Annotated in this window: 15 protein-coding genes, 5 tRNA genes, 3 pseudogenes and 1 riboswitch; of the genes and pseudogenes, 18 read left to right on the forward strand and 5 right to left on the reverse strand. The window is 36.6% G+C overall.

Going from position 1 to position 21,788, the window contains the following annotated elements:
* Positions 1-33: 33 nt before the first annotated feature.
* The 13 genes and pseudogenes from B5P42_RS22195 (at position 34) to B5P42_RS22250 (ending at position 11,383) form a co-directional block, all read left to right on the forward strand.
* Positions 34-117 (forward strand) — tRNA-Tyr (locus tag B5P42_RS22195).
* A 65-nt stretch (positions 118-182) separates the two neighbouring features.
* Positions 183-257, forward strand: a tRNA-Gln gene (locus B5P42_RS22200).
* A 5-nt stretch (positions 258-262) separates the two neighbouring features.
* A tRNA-Lys gene (locus B5P42_RS22205) sits at positions 263-330 on the forward strand.
* Positions 331-335: 5 nt separating this feature from the next.
* Positions 336-407 (forward strand) — tRNA-Gly (locus tag B5P42_RS22210).
* A gap of 10 nt (positions 408-417) precedes the next feature.
* Positions 418-490, forward strand: a tRNA-Ala gene (locus B5P42_RS22215).
* Positions 491-616: 126 nt separating this feature from the next.
* Positions 617-1,762 (forward strand): glycerate kinase, encoded by a 1,146-nt coding sequence (locus B5P42_RS22220; RefSeq protein WP_113735246.1) that lies wholly within the window; start codon positions 617-619, stop codon positions 1,760-1,762.
* Between the two features lie 269 nt (positions 1,763-2,031).
* Positions 2,032-2,925: an arginase gene (gene rocF / locus B5P42_RS22225; protein ID WP_002009861.1), complete on the forward strand. Its 894-nt coding sequence runs from the start codon at positions 2,032-2,034 to the stop codon at positions 2,923-2,925.
* Between the two features lie 248 nt (positions 2,926-3,173).
* Complete coding sequence (cdaA, locus tag B5P42_RS22230) at positions 3,174-3,995, forward strand: diadenylate cyclase CdaA (RefSeq protein WP_002091475.1); 822 nt, start codon at positions 3,174-3,176, stop codon at positions 3,993-3,995.
* On the forward strand, positions 3,988-5,505 hold the full coding sequence (locus B5P42_RS22235; RefSeq protein ID WP_113735247.1) for a CdaR family protein: 1,518 nt from the start codon (positions 3,988-3,990) through the stop codon (positions 5,503-5,505). The genes cdaA and B5P42_RS22235 overlap by 8 nt, the downstream gene beginning before the upstream one ends.
* The gene (gene glmM / locus B5P42_RS22240; RefSeq protein ID WP_002091472.1) at positions 5,498-6,844 is read left to right on the forward strand and encodes a phosphoglucosamine mutase; all 1,347 of its coding nucleotides are present in this window, start codon (positions 5,498-5,500) and stop codon (positions 6,842-6,844) included. Before B5P42_RS22235 ends, glmM begins: the two co-directional genes overlap by 8 nt.
* Positions 6,845-7,129: 285 nt before the next feature.
* Positions 7,130-7,314 (forward strand): annotated as a pseudogene (locus tag B5P42_RS33425) (hypothetical protein).
* A 12-nt stretch (positions 7,315-7,326) separates the two neighbouring features.
* Positions 7,327-9,129 (forward strand): glutamine--fructose-6-phosphate transaminase (isomerizing), encoded by a 1,803-nt coding sequence (glmS, locus tag B5P42_RS22245; RefSeq protein ID WP_002009853.1) that lies wholly within the window; start codon positions 7,327-7,329, stop codon positions 9,127-9,129.
* Between the two features lie 289 nt (positions 9,130-9,418).
* Positions 9,419-11,383: a S9 family peptidase gene (locus tag B5P42_RS22250; RefSeq protein WP_113735248.1), complete on the forward strand. Its 1,965-nt coding sequence runs from the start codon at positions 9,419-9,421 to the stop codon at positions 11,381-11,383.
* A gap of 181 nt (positions 11,384-11,564) precedes the next feature.
* Here B5P42_RS22250 and B5P42_RS22255 read toward each other — a convergent pair whose 3' ends face one another.
* Positions 11,565-12,071 carry a DoxX family membrane protein gene (locus tag B5P42_RS22255; protein ID WP_002029373.1) on the reverse strand — a complete coding sequence of 169 codons (507 nt, stop codon included), beginning with the start codon at positions 12,069-12,071 and terminating at the stop codon, positions 11,565-11,567.
* A gap of 374 nt (positions 12,072-12,445) precedes the next feature.
* Here B5P42_RS22255 and B5P42_RS22260 point away from each other — a divergent pair, with 374 nt between their 5' ends.
* Complete coding sequence (locus tag B5P42_RS22260) at positions 12,446-13,222, forward strand: SDR family oxidoreductase (protein ID WP_002124715.1); 777 nt, start codon at positions 12,446-12,448, stop codon at positions 13,220-13,222.
* Between the two features lie 48 nt (positions 13,223-13,270).
* Here the strand turns inward: B5P42_RS22260 and B5P42_RS22265 are convergent, their stop codons facing one another.
* From B5P42_RS22265 to B5P42_RS22280, 4 genes are all read right to left on the reverse strand, one after another.
* Positions 13,271-13,939, reverse strand: a complete 669-nt coding sequence (locus tag B5P42_RS22265; protein WP_002140120.1) for a methionine ABC transporter permease — start codon at positions 13,937-13,939, stop codon at positions 13,271-13,273.
* On the reverse strand, positions 13,914-14,954 hold the full coding sequence (locus B5P42_RS22270) for a methionine ABC transporter ATP-binding protein (RefSeq protein WP_113735249.1): 1,041 nt from the start codon (positions 14,952-14,954) through the stop codon (positions 13,914-13,916). Before B5P42_RS22270 ends, B5P42_RS22265 begins: the two co-directional genes overlap by 26 nt.
* A gap of 12 nt (positions 14,955-14,966) precedes the next feature.
* A complete protein-coding gene (locus B5P42_RS22275; RefSeq protein ID WP_000756967.1) occupies positions 14,967-15,779 on the reverse strand; it encodes a MetQ/NlpA family ABC transporter substrate-binding protein in 813 nt (270 codons plus the stop codon).
* Positions 15,780-15,864: 85 nt separating this feature from the next.
* Positions 15,865-15,978: riboswitch (SAM riboswitch) on the reverse strand.
* A gap of 80 nt (positions 15,979-16,058) precedes the next feature.
* A complete protein-coding gene (locus B5P42_RS22280; protein WP_002167148.1) occupies positions 16,059-16,967 on the reverse strand; it encodes an NAD(P)-dependent alcohol dehydrogenase in 909 nt (302 codons plus the stop codon).
* A gap of 145 nt (positions 16,968-17,112) precedes the next feature.
* Between B5P42_RS22280 and B5P42_RS22285 the strand changes: the two are divergent.
* From B5P42_RS22285 to B5P42_RS22300, 4 genes and pseudogenes are all read left to right on the forward strand, one after another.
* Positions 17,113-17,877, forward strand: a pseudogene (locus B5P42_RS22285) (hypothetical protein).
* A gap of 112 nt (positions 17,878-17,989) precedes the next feature.
* A pseudogene (locus tag B5P42_RS22290) lies at positions 17,990-19,426 on the forward strand (FAD-binding protein).
* On the forward strand, positions 19,423-19,956 hold the full coding sequence (locus B5P42_RS22295; protein WP_002091456.1) for an MFS transporter: 534 nt from the start codon (positions 19,423-19,425) through the stop codon (positions 19,954-19,956). The pseudogene B5P42_RS22290 and the gene B5P42_RS22295 overlap by 4 nt, the downstream one beginning before the upstream one ends.
* Positions 19,957-20,046: 90 nt before the next feature.
* Positions 20,047-21,765 carry a DUF3981 domain-containing protein gene (locus tag B5P42_RS22300; protein WP_113735250.1) on the forward strand — a complete coding sequence of 573 codons (1,719 nt, stop codon included), beginning with the start codon at positions 20,047-20,049 and terminating at the stop codon, positions 21,763-21,765.
* Positions 21,766-21,788: the final 23 nt, after the last annotated feature.

Here is a 21,788-nt window from a genome sequence, read left to right on the forward strand (position 1 = left end):
CCCGTCATCCTCCACCATATATTTTTAAATGTCGGAGGGGTAGCGAAGTGGCTAAACGCGGCGGACTGTAAATCCGCTCCTTTGGGTTCGGCAGTTCGAATCTGCCCCCCTCCACCATTTTCTTTAAAATAACCTGAGAGGGTTTATTTTTTTGAAAAGATAACCATACTAGTAAATATTAATGGGCTATAGCCAAGCGGTAAGGCAACGGACTTTGACTCCGTCATGCGCTGGTTCGAATCCAGCTAGCCCAGCCATTTACGAGCCATTAGCTCAGTTGGTAGAGCATCTGACTTTTAATCAGAGGTTCGAATCCTTCATGGCTCACCATTTTCGCGGAAGTAGTTCAGTGGTAGAATACAACCTTGCCAAGGTTGGGGTCGCGGGTTCGAATCCCGTCTTCCGCTTAATTACTAAGGGGCCTTAGCTCAGCTGGGAGAGCGCCTGCCTTGCACGCAGGAGGTCAGCGGTTCGATCCCGCTAGGCTCCATATAAATAGGGAAAGCTTACATCAAATGATGTAAGCTTTTTTTGTGTTTAAATTCCACTCAAAAAGGAAATTTTTCCGTATATCGTTTAAAATGAAAAAAAAGGGATTGAATAAGGGGGGATAATTATGAAAGTTGTCATTGCATCGGATTCATATAAAGAAAGCCTGAAAGCTATAGAGGTATGTGAAGCTATTGAAAGGGGCTTTGCAGCAGTTTTTCCTAAAGCAGAGTACGTTAAAGTACCAATTGGAGATGGAGGTGAAGGAACGGTCGAATCTCTTGTTGGTGCTACAATGGGGGAAATTATATCACTTAATGTGACAGGGCCGCTTGGAGAGAGCGTGCAAGCCTATTATGGTATGTCTAAGGATAAGAAGACAGCATTTATTGAAATGGCGGCAGCATCAGGATTACAACACGTTCCAATTGAAAAGAGAAACCCACTTATTACAACGACAAAAGGGACAGGCGAACTGATATTACATGCATTAGATCAAGGAGCTAAACACATTATTTTAGGGCTTGGAGGAAGTGCTACAAATGATGGTGGGGCAGGTATGTTGTCTGCTTTAGGCGTAGAGTTTATTAATAGGAAAGGTGAAGTAATTGAGCCCTCTGGAGGAACATTACATTTGATTACTGCTCTTAACCTTTCTCGTATGGATACACGTTTGAAGGATATAAAGCTAGAAGCAGCATGTGATGTCGACAATCCATTAGTTGGACCAAAGGGAGCGTCTTTTGTATTTGGGAGACAAAAGGGTGCGAATGTAGAGATGATGAAAGAGCTAGACGGGAATTTAAAACATTATGCTAATATACTTAAACAGTATGTATCTTTTGATGTGTCCCTAATACCTGGTGCAGGGGCAGCTGGAGGAATGGGAGCGGCTGTCGTTGCAGTACTAAAGGGACAGCTAAGAAAAGGGATTGAAATTGTATTAGATTATACAAATTTTGATAAGTGTATAGAGGGTGCCGATCTTATTGTAACTGGTGAGGGAAGGATAGATGAACAAACAGCTTATGGAAAAGCTCCTGTTGGTGTCGCGAAGCGGGCGAAATGTCGTCATATTCCTGTAATTGCTATTGGTGGATCTGTATCCTCGAATTATACGACTGTTTACGAAAAGGGAATTGATGCAGTGTTTAGTATTACGGCTAGCCCAATGACATCAGAAGAAGCATATAAAGCCGCAGAAGAGAATATCGAAATGACAGCAAAAAATATTGCAGCAGTGTGGAAACTAGCATCAGAAAAACGCTTCTAAGTGTAGAAGTGTTTTTTAAATTCAGTTATTTGAGGATATTTTGTGTAATTCTAGGTATTGATGGAGAAAGGCACGGATAAAAATATTAGCTGATAGAAAAGTTAGTTGGTTCATTAAGTTAACTTTATACATAGAATAGTTTAAAATCGGGAATCCAACGTAAATATAAGTGAATAAAATGTATATCCATGCAGAAAAATGTCGAGTTGAGTCAGACTATATAAAAGATTTAAAATATTTAGTGAAGGCATAAAAGGGGGATACTATCTATGAAAAAAGAAATCTCAGTTATTGGAGTTCCAATGGATTTAGGACAGATGCGTCGCGGGGTTGATATGGGACCAAGCGCGATCCGTTATGCAGGGGTAGTTGAAAGAATTGAACAAATTGGATATGACGTAAAAGATATGGGAGATATATGTATAGAGAGAGAAAAAGAAGTAGATGAAAATACAAAGTTACGAAACCTTACTCAAGTTGCAACTGTATGTAATGAACTAGCGACTAAGGTTGATCATATTATAGAAGAAGGTCGTTTTCCACTTGTATTAGGCGGTGATCATAGTATTGCTATCGGTACGCTAGCTGGTGTGGCGAAACATTATAAAAATTTAGGTGTTATTTGGTATGATGCACACGGTGATTTAAATACAGAAGAAACATCACCATCTGGAAATATTCACGGTATGTCACTTGCTGCAAGTTTAGGTTATGGACATTCTTCACTTGTAGATTTATACGGGGCATACCCGAAAGTAAAAAAAGAGAACGTTGTAATTATAGGTGCACGTGCATTAGATGAAGGGGAAAAAGACTTTATTCGTAATGAAGGCATTAAAGTATTTTCAATGCATGAAATTGATCGTATGGGTATGACGGCTGTTATGGAAGAAACAATTGCTTACTTATCTCATACTGACGGTGTTCATTTATCATTAGATTTAGATGGTCTTGATCCTCATGATGCACCAGGAGTTGGGACGCCTGTAATTGGTGGTTTATCGTATCGTGAAAGCCACCTAGCGATGGAAATGTTAGCAGAAGCTGATATTGTTACATCTGCTGAATTTGTTGAAGTAAATACGATTTTAGATGAGAGAAATAGAACAGCAACAACAGCGGTTGCTTTAATGGGTTCTTTATTCGGTGAAAAACTAAAATAAATGTAAGAAAAGCAACTGAGAAGTTGCTTTTTTTATTTGAAAATAGGCGTATAATAATGACTTATATTATACTGTAGGATAAGAAAGTTTGACATCTTACCAATTTAAGCTAAAGGGGGGCGTTTGTAATTGTCGTTTGGTTCATGTATGGTATAATTAACTAGTTGTTGGAAATACATACAGATAGAGCATAAAATAATATTTCAATATATGGATAGAATTGCTCGTAAGTAGGAGGAAGGGTTAGCATGCCTTTTGAAGATACGACCATTTTGAAATATCTTAGTACGGCATTAGATATTGCTGTTGTATGGTTTATTATATATAAGCTAATTCTTATAATTCGGGGCACGAAAGCGGTGCAACTTTTAAAAGGTATTACAGTTATTATTGTCGTCCGGATGATTAGTATTTTACTTGAATTGCATACGCTATATTGGCTAACGGAACAAGTATTAACGTGGGGATTTTTAGCCGTTATTATTATTTTTCAGCCAGAATTGAGAAGAGCACTTGAGCAGCTAGGACGGGGTAGCTTATTTTCGCGTGTGGGAAATCAGGGGGAAGATGAACCTGAAATTGTTGCAACAGCGATAGCTAAAGCAACGGAATATATGGGAAAACGTAGAATTGGTGCACTAATTACTTTGTCAAAAGAGACTGGGATGGATGATTATGTAGAAACGGGTATTCCGCTAAATGCAAATGTATCATCGGAATTACTCATTAATATTTTTATCCCTAATACCCCTCTTCATGATGGAGCAGTAATTATGCAGGGAAGTACAATTAAAGCAGCAGCATGTTACCTTCCTTTATCAGAAAGCCCATTTATTTCTAAGGAGTTAGGAACTAGGCATCGCGCTGCAATGGGAGTTAGTGAAGTCACCGATAGTATTACAGTAGTTGTGTCGGAAGAAACAGGCCAAATTTCTTTAACGAAAAACGGTGAGTTACATCGTGATTTGAAGACAGAACAGCTAAAGGATATGTTGTTAGCTGAATTTAGTGGGAACGAAAAAACGACTTCTTCGTCTTTATGGAATTGGAGGAGAAAGCGTCATGGATAAGTTAATGGAGAATCATTGGTTTTTAAAAGGAATCTCATTACTATTGGCGTGTATGCTTTTTATGTCAGCAACTTTAACTGAAAAAAATACGACAGCGAATATACTACCTTTCGTAAATGAAGCGAAAGAAACATTAACTAATTATGGTATTAACCTTAAGTATGATGAAGAGAAGTATATTGTAAGTGGTATTCCATCAGAGGGAGTTAAGGTGAAGTTAGAAGGCCCAAAAGCAGCGGTTGCTGCAACAAAAAACAAAAGACAATTTGATATACCAGTTGATTTGGAAGGTCAACCAAAAGGAACGTATGAAGTTTCTTTAAAAGCGAACGGGCTTCCAGATGATGTGAAGGGGACAGTTCAGCCAGCAACAATTAAAGTCACTCTTCATGAAAAAGCGAAAAAGTATGTTCATGTAGATTTAAAATTATCAAATGAGGACCAGATGCCAGCAGGTGCTACCATTGAGAAATCAAGTATTAAGCCTGACACTGTTGAAGTAGTTGGAACAAAAGAAGAAATAGAAAGTATTGCATCTGCTAAGGCATATATAGATTTAAAAGGTGTTAATAAAACAGTTACAAAAACAGCAGACGTTACATTATACAATAAAGAAGGAAAACGTTTAAATGTAAAAACGAGTCCATCTAAAATAAGTGTAACGGTGAATGTAGCGACACAAGCTACAGCAAATAACGTTGAAAAAACAGTTCCTTTAACATATTCGAAAAAAGGGAATCTACCAGAAGGTTTAGCTGTTACAAATATTAGTGTTGAACCAAAAGAAGTAACGATAGCAGGTCCAAAAGACATTTTGGATAATATACAATCTATAGAGGGGGTCGAGGTAGATCTTAGTCAATTGACGGATTCTACAACATTCGATGCCTCTGTTTTATTGCCAAAAGGTGTAACAAATGCAAAACCAAATCAAGTGAAGGTTTCCATAGGGGTACAAAAGGTAAAACAAACGAAAAGTAAAACTATTGATGGTATCCCGATTCAAAAAAGTGGAATTCCGAATGATGTTACTGCGCAGCTACTTTCGCCACAAGATGGAAAGATAAGCGTTGATATTTCAGGAGAAGCAAGTATAGTAGATAAAATAACAGCTGCTCAAATAACAGCGGCGATTAATCTGCAAAATGTATCTCCGGGGACGAAAGATGTTTCTATTCAAGTGAGTGGTCCTGGTAATATTTCGATAGAAGCAAAACAAAAAAGTGCTAAAGTCACAATTGTGAAGAAAGAAAAGCCGGATAAAGAAGTACAGGGTAATATTGAACAACCAGATTCAAAAAACAATCAAGAAAATCAAACTGAAAAACCAAAAAATCCTGAACCAGATCCAGAAAAGGATCAGGAAAAAGATAAAGAAAAAGAAAAAGAAAAAGAAAAAGACAAAGAAAAAGAAAAAGAAAAAGAAAAAGAAAATGGCCAAGAAACGAGCCAAGAACCAACAGTAGATAATCAAAAAGAGCACGAAAAAGGAGCGAATAATAATGGGTAAATATTTTGGTACAGACGGAGTGCGTGGGGTTGCAAATAAGGAATTAACACCTGAATTAGCTTTTAAAATAGGACGTTTTGGCGGCTATGTATTAACAAAAGATACAGATCGTCCAAAAGTAATTATTGGCCGTGATACACGTGTATCTGGACATATGCTAGAAGGAGCTTTAGTAGCAGGCCTATTATCAACTGGAGCGGAAGTAATGCGCCTTGGTGTTATTTCTACACCAGGTGTGGCTTATTTAACAAAAGCTTTAGGGGCGCAAGCAGGTGTTATGATCTCTGCATCTCATAACCCAGTACAAGATAATGGAATTAAGTTCTTCGGTTCAGATGGATTTAAATTAACAGATGAGCAAGAAGCAGAAATTGAAGCGTTATTAGACAAAGAAGTTGATGAGCTACCACGTCCAACAGGTACTAACCTTGGACAAGTGAGTGATTACTTTGAAGGTGGACAAAAATATTTACAATACATTAAACAAACTGTAGAGGAAGATTTCTCTGGTTTACATATTGCTTTAGATTGTGCACATGGTGCTACATCTTCTTTAGCTCCATATTTATTTGCAGATTTAGAAGCTGATATTTCAACAATGGGAACTTCACCGAACGGTATGAATATTAACGCTGGAGTAGGTTCTACGCATCCAGAAGTGTTAGCTGAATTAGTAAAAGAAAAAGGTGCTGACATTGGTCTTGCTTTTGATGGTGACGGAGACCGTTTAATCGCAGTAGACGAAAAAGGAAACATCGTTGATGGCGATCAAATTATGTTTATTTGCGCGAAGTATATGAAAGAAACTGGTCAATTGAAACATAATACAGTTGTTTCAACAGTTATGAGTAACTTAGGTTTCTACAAAGCGCTTGAAGCAAACGGTATTACAAGTGATAAAACAGCAGTTGGTGATCGCTACGTAATGGAAGAGATGAAACGTGGTGGATATAACCTGGGCGGAGAACAATCAGGTCATATTATCTTACTTGATTACATTACAACTGGTGATGGAATGTTAAGTGCACTTCAACTTGTAAACATCATGAAAATGACGAAAAAGCCATTATCTGAGCTTGCAGGTGAGATGACAAAATTCCCACAATTACTAGTAAACGTTCGTGTAACAGATAAAAAACTAGCATTAGAAAATGAGAAAATTAAAGAAATTATTCGTGTTGTAGAGGAAGAAATGAATGGAGACGGTCGTATTCTTGTTCGTCCATCTGGAACAGAACCACTTATTCGTGTAATGGCAGAAGCACCGACACAAGAAATTTGTGATGGGTATGTACATCGTATTGTAGAAGTTGTGAAAGCTGAAGTTGGCGTTGAATAATTAGCTGGTTTTATTTAAAAGGAGCACAAAAAGTGCTCCTTTTTCATATGTTTTATAGACAATGAAAAAAATTTCATTGACGATTTATATTGTTTGTTATACGATGGTCTTGTTCTTTTTCTCAAAGGAAATATTGTAATTTATAAAAGCGCCAGAACTACAAGTAGTGTAGTTGACGAGGTGGAGTTTATCGAGATTTCGGCGGATGACTCCCGGTTGTTCATCACAACCGCAATCTTTTACTTAAAACATTAAGGTGACTTAGTGGACAAAGGTGAAAGTGTGATGAGAGAAAAGGAACGGATGAATACTAGCTGTATAAGTATATACGGACTTTAACCCAATCGAGAGGAAGGTGAAAGCCGTTACAAGCTTACAGGGCTAGCAATATGTAATCCGTTTTTTTAATATAAATAAATGGTATCGGACTATGTCGTTACATGTTCGCAAAGCAGTGTAAGCATTTGTAACGGCGACTAAACATGTGTGGAATCGTAGGATTTATTGGAGAGCAAGATGCAAAGGAAATTTTATTAAAAGGTTTAGAAAAGTTAGAATATCGCGGATATGATTCAGCAGGTATTGCAGTACAAGCAGAGAACGGTGTTATTGTATACAAAGAAAAAGGCCGTATTGCAAAACTTCGCGAAGTCGTAGAAGAGAACGTAGCAGCAAGCGTGGGAATCGGTCACACACGCTGGGCTACACACGGTGTTCCAAGCAAACTAAACGCGCATCCGCATCAAAGTACATCAAAACGCTTTACACTAGTTCATAACGGTGTAATTGAAAACTATGAGTTAGTGAAAAAGGAATATTTACAAGATGTAACGTTCGTAAGTGAAACAGATACAGAAATTATCGTGCAACTTATGGAACAACAAGTAAGTACAGGACTAAGTGTAGAAGACGCGTTCCGTCAAACGTTATCTCTTTTACATGGTTCTTATGCAATCGGACTACTTGATGCTGAAAATCCAAACATGATTTATGTTGCTAAAAACAAAAGCCCGCTATTAGTAGGTGCTGGTGATAACTTTAATGTTATTGCAAGCGACGCTATGGCGATGTTACAAGTTACAGATCAATTTATCGAGTTAATGGATAAAGAAATGGTAATCGTAACAAAAGAAAGCATTACAATTAAAAACTTACAAGGTGAAACGATTGAACGTGCACCGTTTACAGCGGAATTAGACGCAAGTGATATTGAAAAAGGAACGTATCCTCATTTCATGCTAAAAGAAATCGACGAGCAACCACTTGTAATCCGTAATATTATTCAAAAGTACCAAGATGAAAATGGCGAAATTGAATTAGATCAAGATATCCGTAACGCAATTTTAGATAGCGATCGCATTTACATCATTGCATGTGGAACAAGTTATCATGCAGGTCTTGTTGGAAAGCAATTCATTGAGAAATTTGCGAAAGTACCAGTTGAAGTACATGTAGCAAGTGAATTCTCTTACAACATGCCATTATTAACAGAAAGACCATTCTTCATTTACATTTCACAAAGTGGTGAAACAGCTGATAGCCGTGCAGTACTTGTGCAAACAAATGAAATGGGTCATAAAGCATTAACAATTACAAACGTACCTGGTTCTACGCTTTCTCGTGAAGCTGATTATACACTTCCTTTATATGCAGGACCAGAAATCGCAGTTGCATCGACGAAAGCATACACAGCACAGCTTGCAGTACTTTCAATCTTAGCGGCTGACATTGCAAAAGCGAAAGGTGAAGTTCTTGATTTCGATTTAACACACGAATTAGGACTTGTAGCAAATGCAATGGTAGTACTTTGTGATCAAAAAGAAGAGATGGACGCATTAGCAAAACAATTTTTAGCAACAACGCGTAACTGCTTCTTCATCGGACGTAGCGTAGACTTCTTCGTAGGTTTAGAAGGTGCGTTAAAACTAAAAGAAATCTCTTACATCCAAGCAGAAGGATTTGCTGGAGGAGAATTAAAACACGGTACAATTGCCTTAATCGAAAACGGTACACCAGTTATCGCACTTGCTACACAAGAGCACGTAAACCTTGGAATTCGTGGTAACGTGAAAGAAGTAGTAGCGCGCGGAGCTAACCCATGTATCATCTCAATGAAAGGCTTAGAAATGGAAGGTGACAGCTTCGTATTACCAGCTGTACACGAAGCACTAGCACCGCTAGTAGCAGTTATTCCATTCCAACTTATCTCATACTACGCAGCGCTTCACCGCGAGTGTGACGTTGATAAGCCACGTAACTTAGCTAAGTCTGTTACTGTTGAGTAGGAGATTGGTAGGTTAATAAATATAGTTGTGGATTTGAAATAAATTTACGAATTTGTACCCCTTTAGATATGTTATCTAAAGGGGTATTTTTGTATTGAAAAAGAACATCTAAAATTGGTAAGTAGACAGATCCCTTACTAATGAAAGTTTTACTTTATTGGAGTTGGAATAGAACTACTTTCATTTATCTGAATTTTCAGCTATCATTTTAAGTATGCGTGAACAATTTTCTTTATTATGACGAGATGCGACGATAGATTCATGGACATTATAAGGGGGGGCTTATTATATGAAAGTGAAAGCAAAAACATATTTAAGTATAGAAGAGATTATTTCATTACCGATCTTATCAAGTACAAACGTAAGTAATGATGGCAAAAACGTAGCATTTGTAAAGAAGACTGCTAACTGGGAAGACAATACGTATAGAAATCATGTATGGATATATGAGAAAGATAAAGGGAAGAGTTACCCACTAACAAGTGGGGATATAGATAGTACACATCCATTATGGTCTCCAGATTCTAAGACTATTGCATACCTTAGCCCAGGGGGTCACGGAGCTAATAAAAATCAGATCTTTGTTAAGTCAATAGACGGTTGTAATGAGGTTCAAATTACTGATGAGAAAGAAGGGGTCAGTAATTTTAAATGGGAGCCTACTGGCAAGGGTTTTTATTATGTTGCACAGTCAAAAGAATGTGAGGAAATAAAGAAACGTAAGGAACTATATGGAGATTTCCACCATGTAGGTAAGGAACATCAGAATAATTGTTTATATTACATTGAAATAGAAAAAGGGATACAAAATGATAAAGAGGAACGTGAGATTAGCGGTCTTTATCAATTAACGGAGGGTAAGGATTTTTATATACATAACTTTGATATTTCAAATGATGGGACAAAGGTTGTATTTATGGCTACACCAAGCCTAAACGATCATATGTATGGTGATCTATACATATTAGATGTTGAAGCTGAGGAACTACAAAAGATGAATGTAGATAAGTTGTTGGGTGGGAGCGTTTGCTTTTCTCCTGAGGGCAGCAAAATATGTTACTCAGCAAGCATAAGGGAGAAGGAGTACTATAAGACTCATATACAAGACAGTACATTAGAGATATATGATATGAATAATGGAGAGCTAATTCGACCTTTACTAGATTTTGATAGTACGGTTATGCCATTACAGTGGACAGATAAGGGGATTTTAATTAGATGGCAGGATAAAACTAATTATCTCATTGAGTTGCTATGTGAGGATGGCACCGTGGAAATGTTAAGTGAAAAAGTAGATGGCTTTATAATGGATGCTTCTATAACAAGGGATGGAAATCATATATCCTATAGTAAGGCTATAACAAATGAAACCTTTGAAATCTATTTAGACGATAAAAAAATAACGGATGAAAATAGCTTTTTTAAAGGGAAGCTGAAAAGTAACAGGGAAATAATCTCATGGAAAAGTAGTGATGGTCTTGAAATAGAGGGTGTTTTATCAACCCCAGTAGATTTTGATGCCAACAAAAAATATCCCTTATTAGTAGTAATCCATGGTGGTCCGGCTTGGGCATCTTTTCCGATATTCTCAGACTGTTTTAATGAGAAATATCCGATTGAGCAGTTTATCGAAAAAGGCTTTATAGTTTTAGAGCCAAACTATAGAGGAAGTTCTGGCTATGGTAATGAGTTCTTAAAAGCCAACTATAGAAAACAGGGAATTGCTGACTACGATGATGTTATATCTGGAGTGGATAAACTAGTTGAGCAAGGGATTACAGATAAAGATAGAGTAGGGGTTATGGGATGGAGCAACGGGGGATATATATCAGCTTTCTGTTCTACATTTAGTAATAGATTTAAAGCTATTTCAGTTGGAGGTGGAATTACTAACTGGAGTACCCATTATGTGAATACAGATATACCTTACTTTATTAGAATGCATTTAGGAAATACTCCATGGAATGATCCAGAGATATATACGAAAACATCACCAATGACGTATATTAAATCAGCCTGTACGCCTACCTTAATCCAACATGGCGAAAAGGATGCAAGGATTCCAACTTCCAATGCATATGAGCTATATCAAGGGTTAAGGGATATGGAAGTTGATACAGAATTAATTATATTTAAAGGAATGGCATATAGTCCTGACCAGCCAGGAATTAATGTGGCCATTATGAAGCAGAATTTGATGTGGTTTTCACACTATATTCTTGGAGAAAGTATGAAAGGTTTTAGGGTTTTATAATGGCTTGTTTTAGTCTTTAAGCTTTTTAGGTGCTTGAAATAAAGTCGTACACATTTATCCGGTTATATATGATTGAGTTTAACATTTCGGATAAGGCAAACTGTGAAATATTTTGGTGTAAATGAGAAAAGAGCCTGAATGTAGGCTCTTTCCTTATTTATATTTAAAAGATGAACTATTCTTATGCAGTTTTACTTAATTTATATGCTTCACGGTTATTTTTTTTGAAAAGTTTTGGGAAAACATAACCATCTAATCCAATACGTCCAGCATTATGTCCTGCAACTAAAATGAACATAGTTAAAATAAGCAGGTTTGGGTTTACACTAACAGTTCCGCTTAATAAAAATGAAAGGTTCATTATGATGCCGAAAAATGCAGCTGTTTTTGTTAATCCACCTAAAATCAAACCTAGCCCTACTAAAATTTCTCCCCATTGAACTAAAAAGCTAAATAGGTCTGCGTTTGGAAGAACAAAATGTTGAAGAAAATCTGCCCACCAACCTTGTACTGCAGGGTGGTCACCTGATGCTTGAGCGATAGCTCCTTTTAGAAAACCACTTGCATCAAAAGACTGTCCAAAAACTTTTCCTATTCCAGCAGCGAGCCATGCATATCCTATGTAAAGTCGTAAAAATAATAATATGAAAGTAGCGCGTTTATCAGTTCTTAAAAAATTGATAACCATTGAAATCCCTCCAATGTATTGTATTTACATGTTTATTATATATCCATTGTGAATAAATTCACAATGGAGGGAATGTGAACAAAGATAGGTTAGGAGTAATTGTTTTATTTTTTGTAACATTTCATCTATTTTGGTAGACTAATAATGGAGATATATCAAAAGGAGGCAAAGAGTAGATATGTGGATGAACTTGTAATGATTAGAAATTAGATAGATGAATTTTTCTCTCGTAAGTGAGGGTTTATTTACCTATCTGTAAATCATTCAAGGACTGCATATTTAGCTTGTACATCCCCTTTGTAAGGGTAGATGCCTATGTGGGGAAATTTATATCTCTTATATAAAATATGCGTCCTTTAAACTTGGAGGAGTATATGATGAATCAATTGAAAAATAAAGTAGCTGTTGTTACAGGTGTAAGTCGTCTAGACGGTATAGGAGCAGCTATTTGCACGGAGTTAGCAGAGGCTGGATACGATATATTTTTTACGTATTGGACAGAATACGATAAAGAGATGCCTTGGGGCGTTGATAAAAATGAACAAATACAATTAAAAGAAAAGTTGATACAAAACGGTGTCAAAGTATCGAGCATGGAGTTAGATCTAACTCAGAATGATGCATCAAATCAGCTTATAAATAAAGTTACTGAACAATTAGGGTACCCTCATATATTAATTAATAATGCAGCATATTCTACAAATAATGATTTCTCTAATTTGACTGCTGAAGAACTAGATAAGCACTACATGGTAAATGTTCGTGCGACTACATTGTTAAGTAGTCAATTTGCCCAAGGTTTTGATAAGAAATCTGGTGGTAGAATTGTGAATATGACGTCGGGACAATTTAAAGGACCTATGGCAGGAGAATTAGCGTATGCAACAACGAAGGGAGCAATTGACGCTCTTACTAGTACGTTGTCAGCGGAAGTGGCCCATTTAGGGATAACAGTGAATGCAATTAATCCAGGTCCAACTAGTACAGGATGGATGACTGAGGAGATAAAGCAAGGATTAAGACCGATGTTTCCTTTCGGCAGAATTGGTGAGCCAAAGGATGCAGCAAGACTTATTAAGTTTTTAGTGAGCGAAGAAGCCGAATGGATTACAGGGCAAGTTATTCATTCAGAAGGTGGATTTAAGAGATAATTTTATAATTAAAAAGAAGGTATCTCATTTCAATGAGATACCTTCTTTTTAATCTTTCTTCAATCTTCGTGCTATACCATTCCCTAATGACTGTAATCCTTGAACGAGGATAATCAAAATAAAGACTGTTGCATACATTACTTCAGGTTCGTAGCGTAAATGTCCGAATCGATATGCTAAATCACCAAGGCCGCCAGCACCTACAAGTCCAGCCATTGCTGTTGCACCGATTAAGCCGATCGTTGCGATTGTTAATCCAAGTACGAGAGACGGGCGAGCTTCTTTAACCATAACGTGCCAAATGATTTTTAAAGTAGAGACTCCCATTGCTTGATATGCTTCAATGACACCGCGATCCACTTCTAATAAAGCAGTTTCCATTAAACGGGCAATGTAAGGGGCTGTGAAGACAACAAGTGGTACGATAACACCTTGCACGCCAATGGACGTTCCCATTAGAAACTTTGTAAAAGGTAAAATGAAGAATAATAGAATGATAAACGGAAGAGAACGAATGATATTAATAACTGTATTAAGAATAGGATAGATAATTTTATTTTCTCGCTGTCCACCAGGTCTCGTTAAAACAAGTGTGACACCGAGTGGTAATGCAATAAGAATAGAGATAAGTAGTGAAATAGATGTCATTTGAAATGTTTGAATTGTTGCTTCCCATATTACGTTACCCCACTCATCCAAAAAGGACTTGTTTCCCATAATCTGTTCTACCTCCTTCTACGATGATCCCTTGTTCTTGTAAAAATGATAAGGCACGGTGTACTTCACTTTTTTCACCTTGCATATGAACGATCAGTTTTCCATATGCCTCATGTTTTAACTGCGTAATATTGCCTGATAAAATATTCGGATATACGTGGAAACGTTTTGTAGCGATAGCTAACGCTGGTTCTCCTGAAGCGGTTCCTATAAATGAAAGTGTTACGATTTCCCCGGTGCTTTGTAGTTCTTTCTGTACATCTTCTGGAATTTTAGCTGCAAACGCGCTATTTACAAATTTCTTCGTTGTTACATGTTGTGGGTTTGTGAAAATATCTTTTACGGTTCCACTTTCGACTACAGCCCCATGTTCCATTACAGCAACTTGGTCACAAATACGCTGGATGACATTCATTTCGTGTGTAATTAGCAAAATCGTAATTCCGATGTCTTCGTTGATCTTTAATAATAAATCAAGAATAGAATCGGTCGTTTCCGGGTCTAATGCGCTCGTTGCTTCATCACTTAATAAAACTTCAGGCTCATGAGATAGTGCGCGAGCGATCGCTACACGTTGTTTTTGACCACCAGATAATTCACTTGGATAGGCATCTTTTTTATTAAAGAGATCAACAATGCGTAAATACTTTTCTACCCTTTTTTCAATTTCATTTTTGGGAAGACCAGATAGACGTAAGGGTAGTGCGATATTTTCATAAACGGTAACGGTTTTAAGTAAATTGAATCCTTGAAAAATCATGCCGATCTTTTTTCTCGCCTTTGCGAGTTCTTTTGTCGATAAGGTTGTTAACTCTTGTTCATTTACAATGATATCTCCTGTCGTTGGTTTTTCTAATAAATTTACACAACGGATTAATGTACTTTTACCAGCGCCACTATATCCGATAATTCCAAATACTTCGCCCTTTTTTACTTTAAGGGAAGTTGATTTAAGAGCCTCAACATTCCCTTTTTTTGTTGTAAATACTTTGGAGGCGTTTTTTAATTCAATCATTATAGTCAGCTCCTACCAAGACGGTAAAACAGAACCATCGAATTTTTTCTCAATGAAATCTTTTACTTCTTTAGATTGATAAGCTTTCTTTAATTTATTAACAACAGCATCATCTTTATTTTCAGTACGAACAACGACCCAATTCACATATGGTGAATCTTTTCCTTCGCGGAAAATAGAATCTTTCGCTGGGCTTAATTTTGCACCTAATGCAAAGTTTGTATTAATTGCAGCTGCCTTTACTTCACTTAGCTGTGTTGGTAATTGAGATGCCTCTAATTCAACAATCTTTAAATTTTTCGGGTTTTCAATTACATCTTTTGCAGTCGCTTTTTCTGTAGCTTTTGGATCAACCTTTAAAACACCTGCTTTTTCAAATAGCTTTAAAGCACGAAGCTCATTTGTTGGATCATTTGGGACAGCGATTGCATCGCCCTCTTTTAATTCTTTTACATCTTTTAAGCTTTTAGAATATACACCCATAGGGAATGTTACTGTGGAAAATACTTCAGTTAATTTCATGTTGCGTTCAGCTTTAAATACGTCTAAATAAGATTTAGTTTGATAGCTATTTACATCGAGGCTTTTTTCATCTAAAGATACGTTTGGTGCTACATAATCATTAAATACCTTTACATCAATTTCGAGACCATCTTTTGCTGCCACTTCTTTTACCTTTTCAAAAATTTGTTCATGCGGTCCACCCGTTACGCCGACAGTAATCTTTTTCTCATCTAATGCTTTTACCTCTTTATCAGAATTAGCACCACATGCACCTAACAATAATACCGCTCCACTTACAATACTTAATAACACCTTTTTCATCTATAATTCCCCCTTAATATACGTTCCAAAATAAAAAGCACCTCTCAAAAATAAGAGAGGTGCCGAATAGACGAAATAGGTTCCTCTCTTATCTTCCAAAACGAAAATCGTTCTGCAGGAATTAGCACCTTAGCTTATACGTTATAAGCTCGGTTGCCGGGCATCATCGGGCCAGTCCCTCCGCCACTCTTGATAAGAGTATGTGTATGTAGTTTTTTAATATGGTACTAATAGTAAATCTTACAAAAAGAATTGTCAATATTATTTTCTGAATATATTTTATTTTAAGGTAATCGAAACGTTCCCTTTTTTATGTCCCTTTTCCACATACATATGAGCTTCAGCAATTTCTTCTAATCGGTAAGTTCTATCAATAACGGGCTTTAGTTTTTCCGTTTCGACTAGTTTTTTTAATAGAATCATATCCTCTTTACTTACCTTGGCCATCATTCCATTAACAGATACATATTTTCCATTGGGTGTTAATGTATTTGTACAAAGGGATTTTTTATACTTCCCAACTGCATCAAATATAATATCGTAGCATTTGCCTTGCTTAGTAAAATCTTCTTTCGTATAATCAATTACTTTATCAGCCCCTAAAGATTGCACGAGTTCAAAATTTGAATTACTACAAACAGCCGTAACGGTCGCGCCGAAATATTTAGCAAGTTGTACAGCAGCTGTTCCTACTGATCCGGAGGCACCATATATGAGCACTTGTTGCCCTTTTTTTATACGGCCCTTTCTCAGGAAATGTAATGCTGAAGTTCCACCAAAAGGAATAACTGCCGCTTCTTCATACGTCACATTGGTAGGTTTTAATGTTATTAATCCACTTTCATGTACGCATGTGTACTCGGCATAACCACCGAGGTTTAGTTCTGTTAATGCAAAAATTGGATCACCTTTTTTAAATTGAGTTACATCTGTTCCTACTTCTTCGATTTCACCGGATAACTCTACGCCGAGTACAGGTTTTCTCGGTTTTCTGAAACCTAATATGATCCGCATAGGAATCCAAAATAAGAGGGGGCTATTAAAGCCGCGTATTCTACAATCTCCAGTCGTTACACTTGTTGCGTGAATTTTAATTAATACTTCGTTCTTTTTAGGTGTAGGTTTCTCTATATTTTGAAGCTGAAGAACGTTAGGTGGTCCATACTGTGTGCAAATGATCGCCTTCATAATGACCTCCTGAAATGAGTTGTTGTTAGTTACATCATATTTAAAATCTTCATTAAACATGTCGCTATATAGCGAATATAGATTGAAAATTGTATAGATTTCATAGGGAAAGAGGTGATATTATTTTGGGAAAGGGGGCGACGTTATGAAAAAAAATATTTTTATTTCAAGTTTAGTGCTTGCAATCAGTCTAGGGGTAGGGTGTAGCAATGAGAAAACAACAAAGACTGATGAACCGAAAAAAGAAGCCATGCAAAAAGAAAAGGAATTAGAAGCGAAGGATGTTTTCAAGAAAACGAACGAAGCTTTTAAAAATGAAGAAAATGTAACGATGACATATGATGTAGGGTTAAAAGCTGAGGGAACAGAGATGGATATATTAAAGGCAAAGATGTAATTAGAGCCAAAGACAAAGAATTCTCGTTCTGAAATGAATATTTCTGGTACAGATGTTGTAGTGTATACTGTGGATGGTAAAGTTGCTGGTGAGGTGAAAAACCCTAATACAGGAGAAGTTATAACCGTACCAGAGGAGCAATTAAACGCTGGTGGAATGAAAGCGACTCAAGATATTATAGATAATTTAGAAGTACCAGCAGTAGTTTTAGATAAAATGAAGATGGAGAAAAGCGGAGATAAATATAAACTGAAATTTACATTAAAAGGGCAAGAAACAGAAAGTATGTTAACTAGCATGGATGAAACGCAGAAGAAAATGTTACAAGCACAAAATGCGAAGATAGAAGAAGTGGATGCAGAATATATCATTACAAAAGATTTTAAATATGAATCAGCGAAGATAGATATGATTATGAGTAGTAATGGTAAGGATAAGGCACACATTATTACGAATGCAAAATATACGTCGTACGAAAAGTTCGACCCAATACAATTGCCGGCAGCAAAGTAACAGTTTTGATCAGGGGGGACCTAAAATAAGGTGCCCTCTCTTTTTTATACTTTCTTCTTAGGAAAATAGGTACAATATGAAGAGGGAAAACTGTGGAAGAGGAGAGTGTCATTTGAAAAAAAGAAAGATAGCGGTGGTCATTGTAGCTTATACAGTGTTGCTTGCGACATCTATAAATACATATAAAGAGCAACTAGAACATCCTATTATGAGCGATGTAGGAAAGTTGCTTCCAACGAAAATTAAACGTGTTGAAAATGCTGAGGATGAACGTTCATTAAAACAGTTAGTGCAAGATGCAAATGTTTCTGGAGAGAAGATTTCTATTGCAGGTATGCAACATAGCCAAGGCGGACAGACGTATTATCCGAACGGTACGATGCTTGATATGAAAGGATATAATGAAATATTAGAATTCGATCCGGAGAAGAAGAGGATTAGGGTGCAAAGCGGTGTCACATGAAATGACATTCAAAAGAAAATCAATCCATATGGTCTTGCAGTTCAAGTGATGCAATCTCAAAATATTTTTACTGTTGGTGGTTCATTAAGTGTAAATGTACATGGGCGTGATATTCGTCATGAAGCATTGATTGATACAGTAGAGTCGTTCAGATTGTTAATGGCAGATGGTACGGTGCGTAATGTAAATAGAGAAGAAAATGCTGACTTGTTTCCGTATGTAATTGGGGGATATGGATTATTTGGTGTGATTTTAGATGTGACGCTACAGTTAACAAACGATGAATTGTATGAAACGCATACGAAAGTACTAGATTATAAAGAATACTCTTCATACTTTAAGAATAAAGTGCGAAGGGATGAGAATATACGTATGCATTTAGCACGTATTTCTGTTGCCCCAAATTCATTTTTAAAAGAGATGTATGTGACAGATTATGTACTGGCAGAAGATCAACAGAAGTTGAAAGAGTACAGCAAATTAAAAGAAGAAAATATTATAGCTGCGCCGAAATTCTTACTTGGGTTATCACGTTATAGTGACTGGGGAAAGGGCGCATTTTGGGACATACAAAGAAGTTATTTTGAACGTACAGATGGTAAGTACGAAACGCGAAATAACGTAATGAGATCTGATAGTGCTTTTATGGAATACGATAATCCAAACTTGACCGAAGTTTTACAAGAGTACTTTGTACCGATAGATGGTTTTGCAGCGTATATAGATGATTTGCGAAGTGTTTTAAATGAAGAGGAATTAAACCTTCTTAACATTACAATCCGCTATGTAGAAAAGAATGAGAATGCGGTGCTATCTTATGCGAAAGATGATATGTTTGCGCTTGTGCTTCTAATTAATCAAGGGCGTTCTGAAGATGAAATAAAGAAAACAAAAGTGGTCATTCAAAAGATGATTGATGTTACGTTAAAGCATAATGGAAGTTATTATTTACCGTATTATTCTTATCCGGAAAAGGAGCAACTAAAGAAAGCGTATCCTCGCATAGAAGAATTCCTTCAGAAGAAGAAGGAAGTAGACCCAGAGGAAAGGTTTGTGAATTTATTTTATAAGGAGTATAGCAAATGACATATAGAAGATTTGTAGCCTCACAAAGCATTATTATGATGGCAGGTAGTATGGTATTTCCTTTTTATATACTATTGCTTCGAAATGTAGGAAATAGTTTCTCGCAATTTGGCTGGGCGTACGGCTTATTTGCCTTAACTTCAGCTCTAGTATATCCGTTAGTTGGAAGAATCTCTGATAGGGTAGGTGATAGAAAGTTATTAATTATATACGCATGGTCCATGGCTATATTAATGCTTTTTTTTCCTATTGCAACAGAAGTTTGGCATGTATACATTCTCCAAATTTTAATGGGTATTTTAGGTGCTGTGCAGCGTAATACGGAGAAGACATCGTTAGCACGAAAGGTAGCGCATAAGGAAGCTGGTTACGAAATTGGAAAATACCATGTATGGACATCAATTGGGGGCGGAGTAGCTATAATTGCAACTGGTTACCTAGTGGATTTCTTTACGATAGGGACTATTTTTTACATTGCTTCAGTGTTATATGTAGTTAGTGGATTTGTATTAAGCCGCGGTGATAAGTAATTAAAAGTATTTCCATTCCCATTTTTACCTGATTACCCTTTATTTGTTATACTTATAGAGAAGACAAAAGAAAAGGGGACATTGCCTTTGATGAAATTTATAGTTTTAGCTATTCTCACTTTGTTTTTGATTCCATGGACTAGAAGCGGTAATAAAATTCGCGCGGTGGATAAAGGAGGAAATGAGAAAGTTGTAAAGGGTAAGAAATCATCTATTTTAGTTATTCCTGTTTTATTTTGGATAGGTATTGCAATCTATGAATATTTCTGGCTAATTGATGATCGAGCAGATTCTATTCTTACTCATTATTCTGTTGCAGTAGCGATTTTAATTGGGCTTGTTTTATTCTCACAAGAGCAGGTAGGGAAATTAGAAGGTACGTTAAAAGGACTTCTAATGTTTGTTTTACTCGCAAGTTACGGCTATTTTGGTTATTTGCACGATATAGTAATCACGCAAAAAAAATATGATTCTGTTGTGAAGATCGAGAAAGATATTTCAGAGCCGTTTACTGAAAATGATCAACCGTTTACAGTGCCGCCAAAGACAGCGGAGAATAAAATGAAAAAAGTATTTGGGGATATTCCGAAAGTAGCTTATTTTGAGCTAGGGGAATTAACGCCACAAATGGTAAATGGTGAGGCTTTATATGTAGCACCGATAGAAGTTTCAGGATTTTTTAAAGCACGTAAAGCGGAAACAATTCCAGGTTACGTAACAATGTCAGGTACGAATCCTGATGCGGAAGCGAAACTGCACCTTGGTTATAAAATGAAATATGTGCCAAGCATGTTTTTTGGTAATAAATTAGAACGTGTCGTCCGAAAAGCAGAACCGGATTTAATTTTTAAAGGGAAACCTAAATTTGAAGTGGATGATAAAGGGAAACCGTATTATACAATGACGTATGGTGAATTTATTTCAGGAAGATCCGGATTTGAAGTAGAAGGTGTTGTAGTAGTAGACGCACAAACAGGTGAAGTGAAAAGATACGACAAAGGAAAGGCACCTAAATTCGTTGATGGCGTATTAAATCACGAGACTGCATCTACATTAAATACGTATTTCGGTAAATATATTCACGGATTTTGGAATACAAAATTCTCACAAACGGATATGAAGATTCCGACTGAGTGGGGAACGAAAGAAGGAGTTACACCAATCTTCGGTAAGGATGGAACGTTATATTATTTTACTGATTTCACCTCTCCGAAAGAAGGAGTAGATTCTGCACTAGGCTATTCGCTTATTGATGCGCGTACAGGTAAGTTGTATTACTATAACGGAAAAGAAGTAAAGGGAATTATGGATGGTTCGGCTGCTACAGAAGTAGTGGATAATTCCTTTAAGAGAGAGAAATGGCATGGAACAATGCCGGTTATTTATAACGTATATGGTAAACCTTCTTGGATTGTACCGGTTATTGATGATGGCGGATTAGTACGTGCTCATACTGTCATATATGCTTCTAATGCAAAAGTGTTTGCAACAGGTTCAACGCAAAAAGAAGCACTTGAGAATTATAAAAATGCGCTGAGCGGAAGTGGTGATTCATTTAGACCGACTTCAAATGGGAAAGAAGCGCAAAAAGAAGGTACTGTACAACGTGTGTATAAAGAAAAATCAGGTGAAAATACGATTGTGTACGTACTATTAGAAAACGAGCAAAAAGTATTCATGGTACCGGCGAAGAAATTCCCATATGCAATGTTTACAGAAGTAGGAGATCCAATTCAAATCACATATTTAGACACAGGAGAAATGATGGCATCTGTATCTAAATTTACAAATAGTAATTTGAAAAAGTAAAGCGATAGAGATTCTATCGCTTT

Source organism: Bacillus sp. SRB_331, from assembly GCF_003264175.1.
GTDB lineage: Bacteria > Bacillota > Bacilli > Bacillales > Bacillaceae_G > Bacillus_A > Bacillus_A mycoides.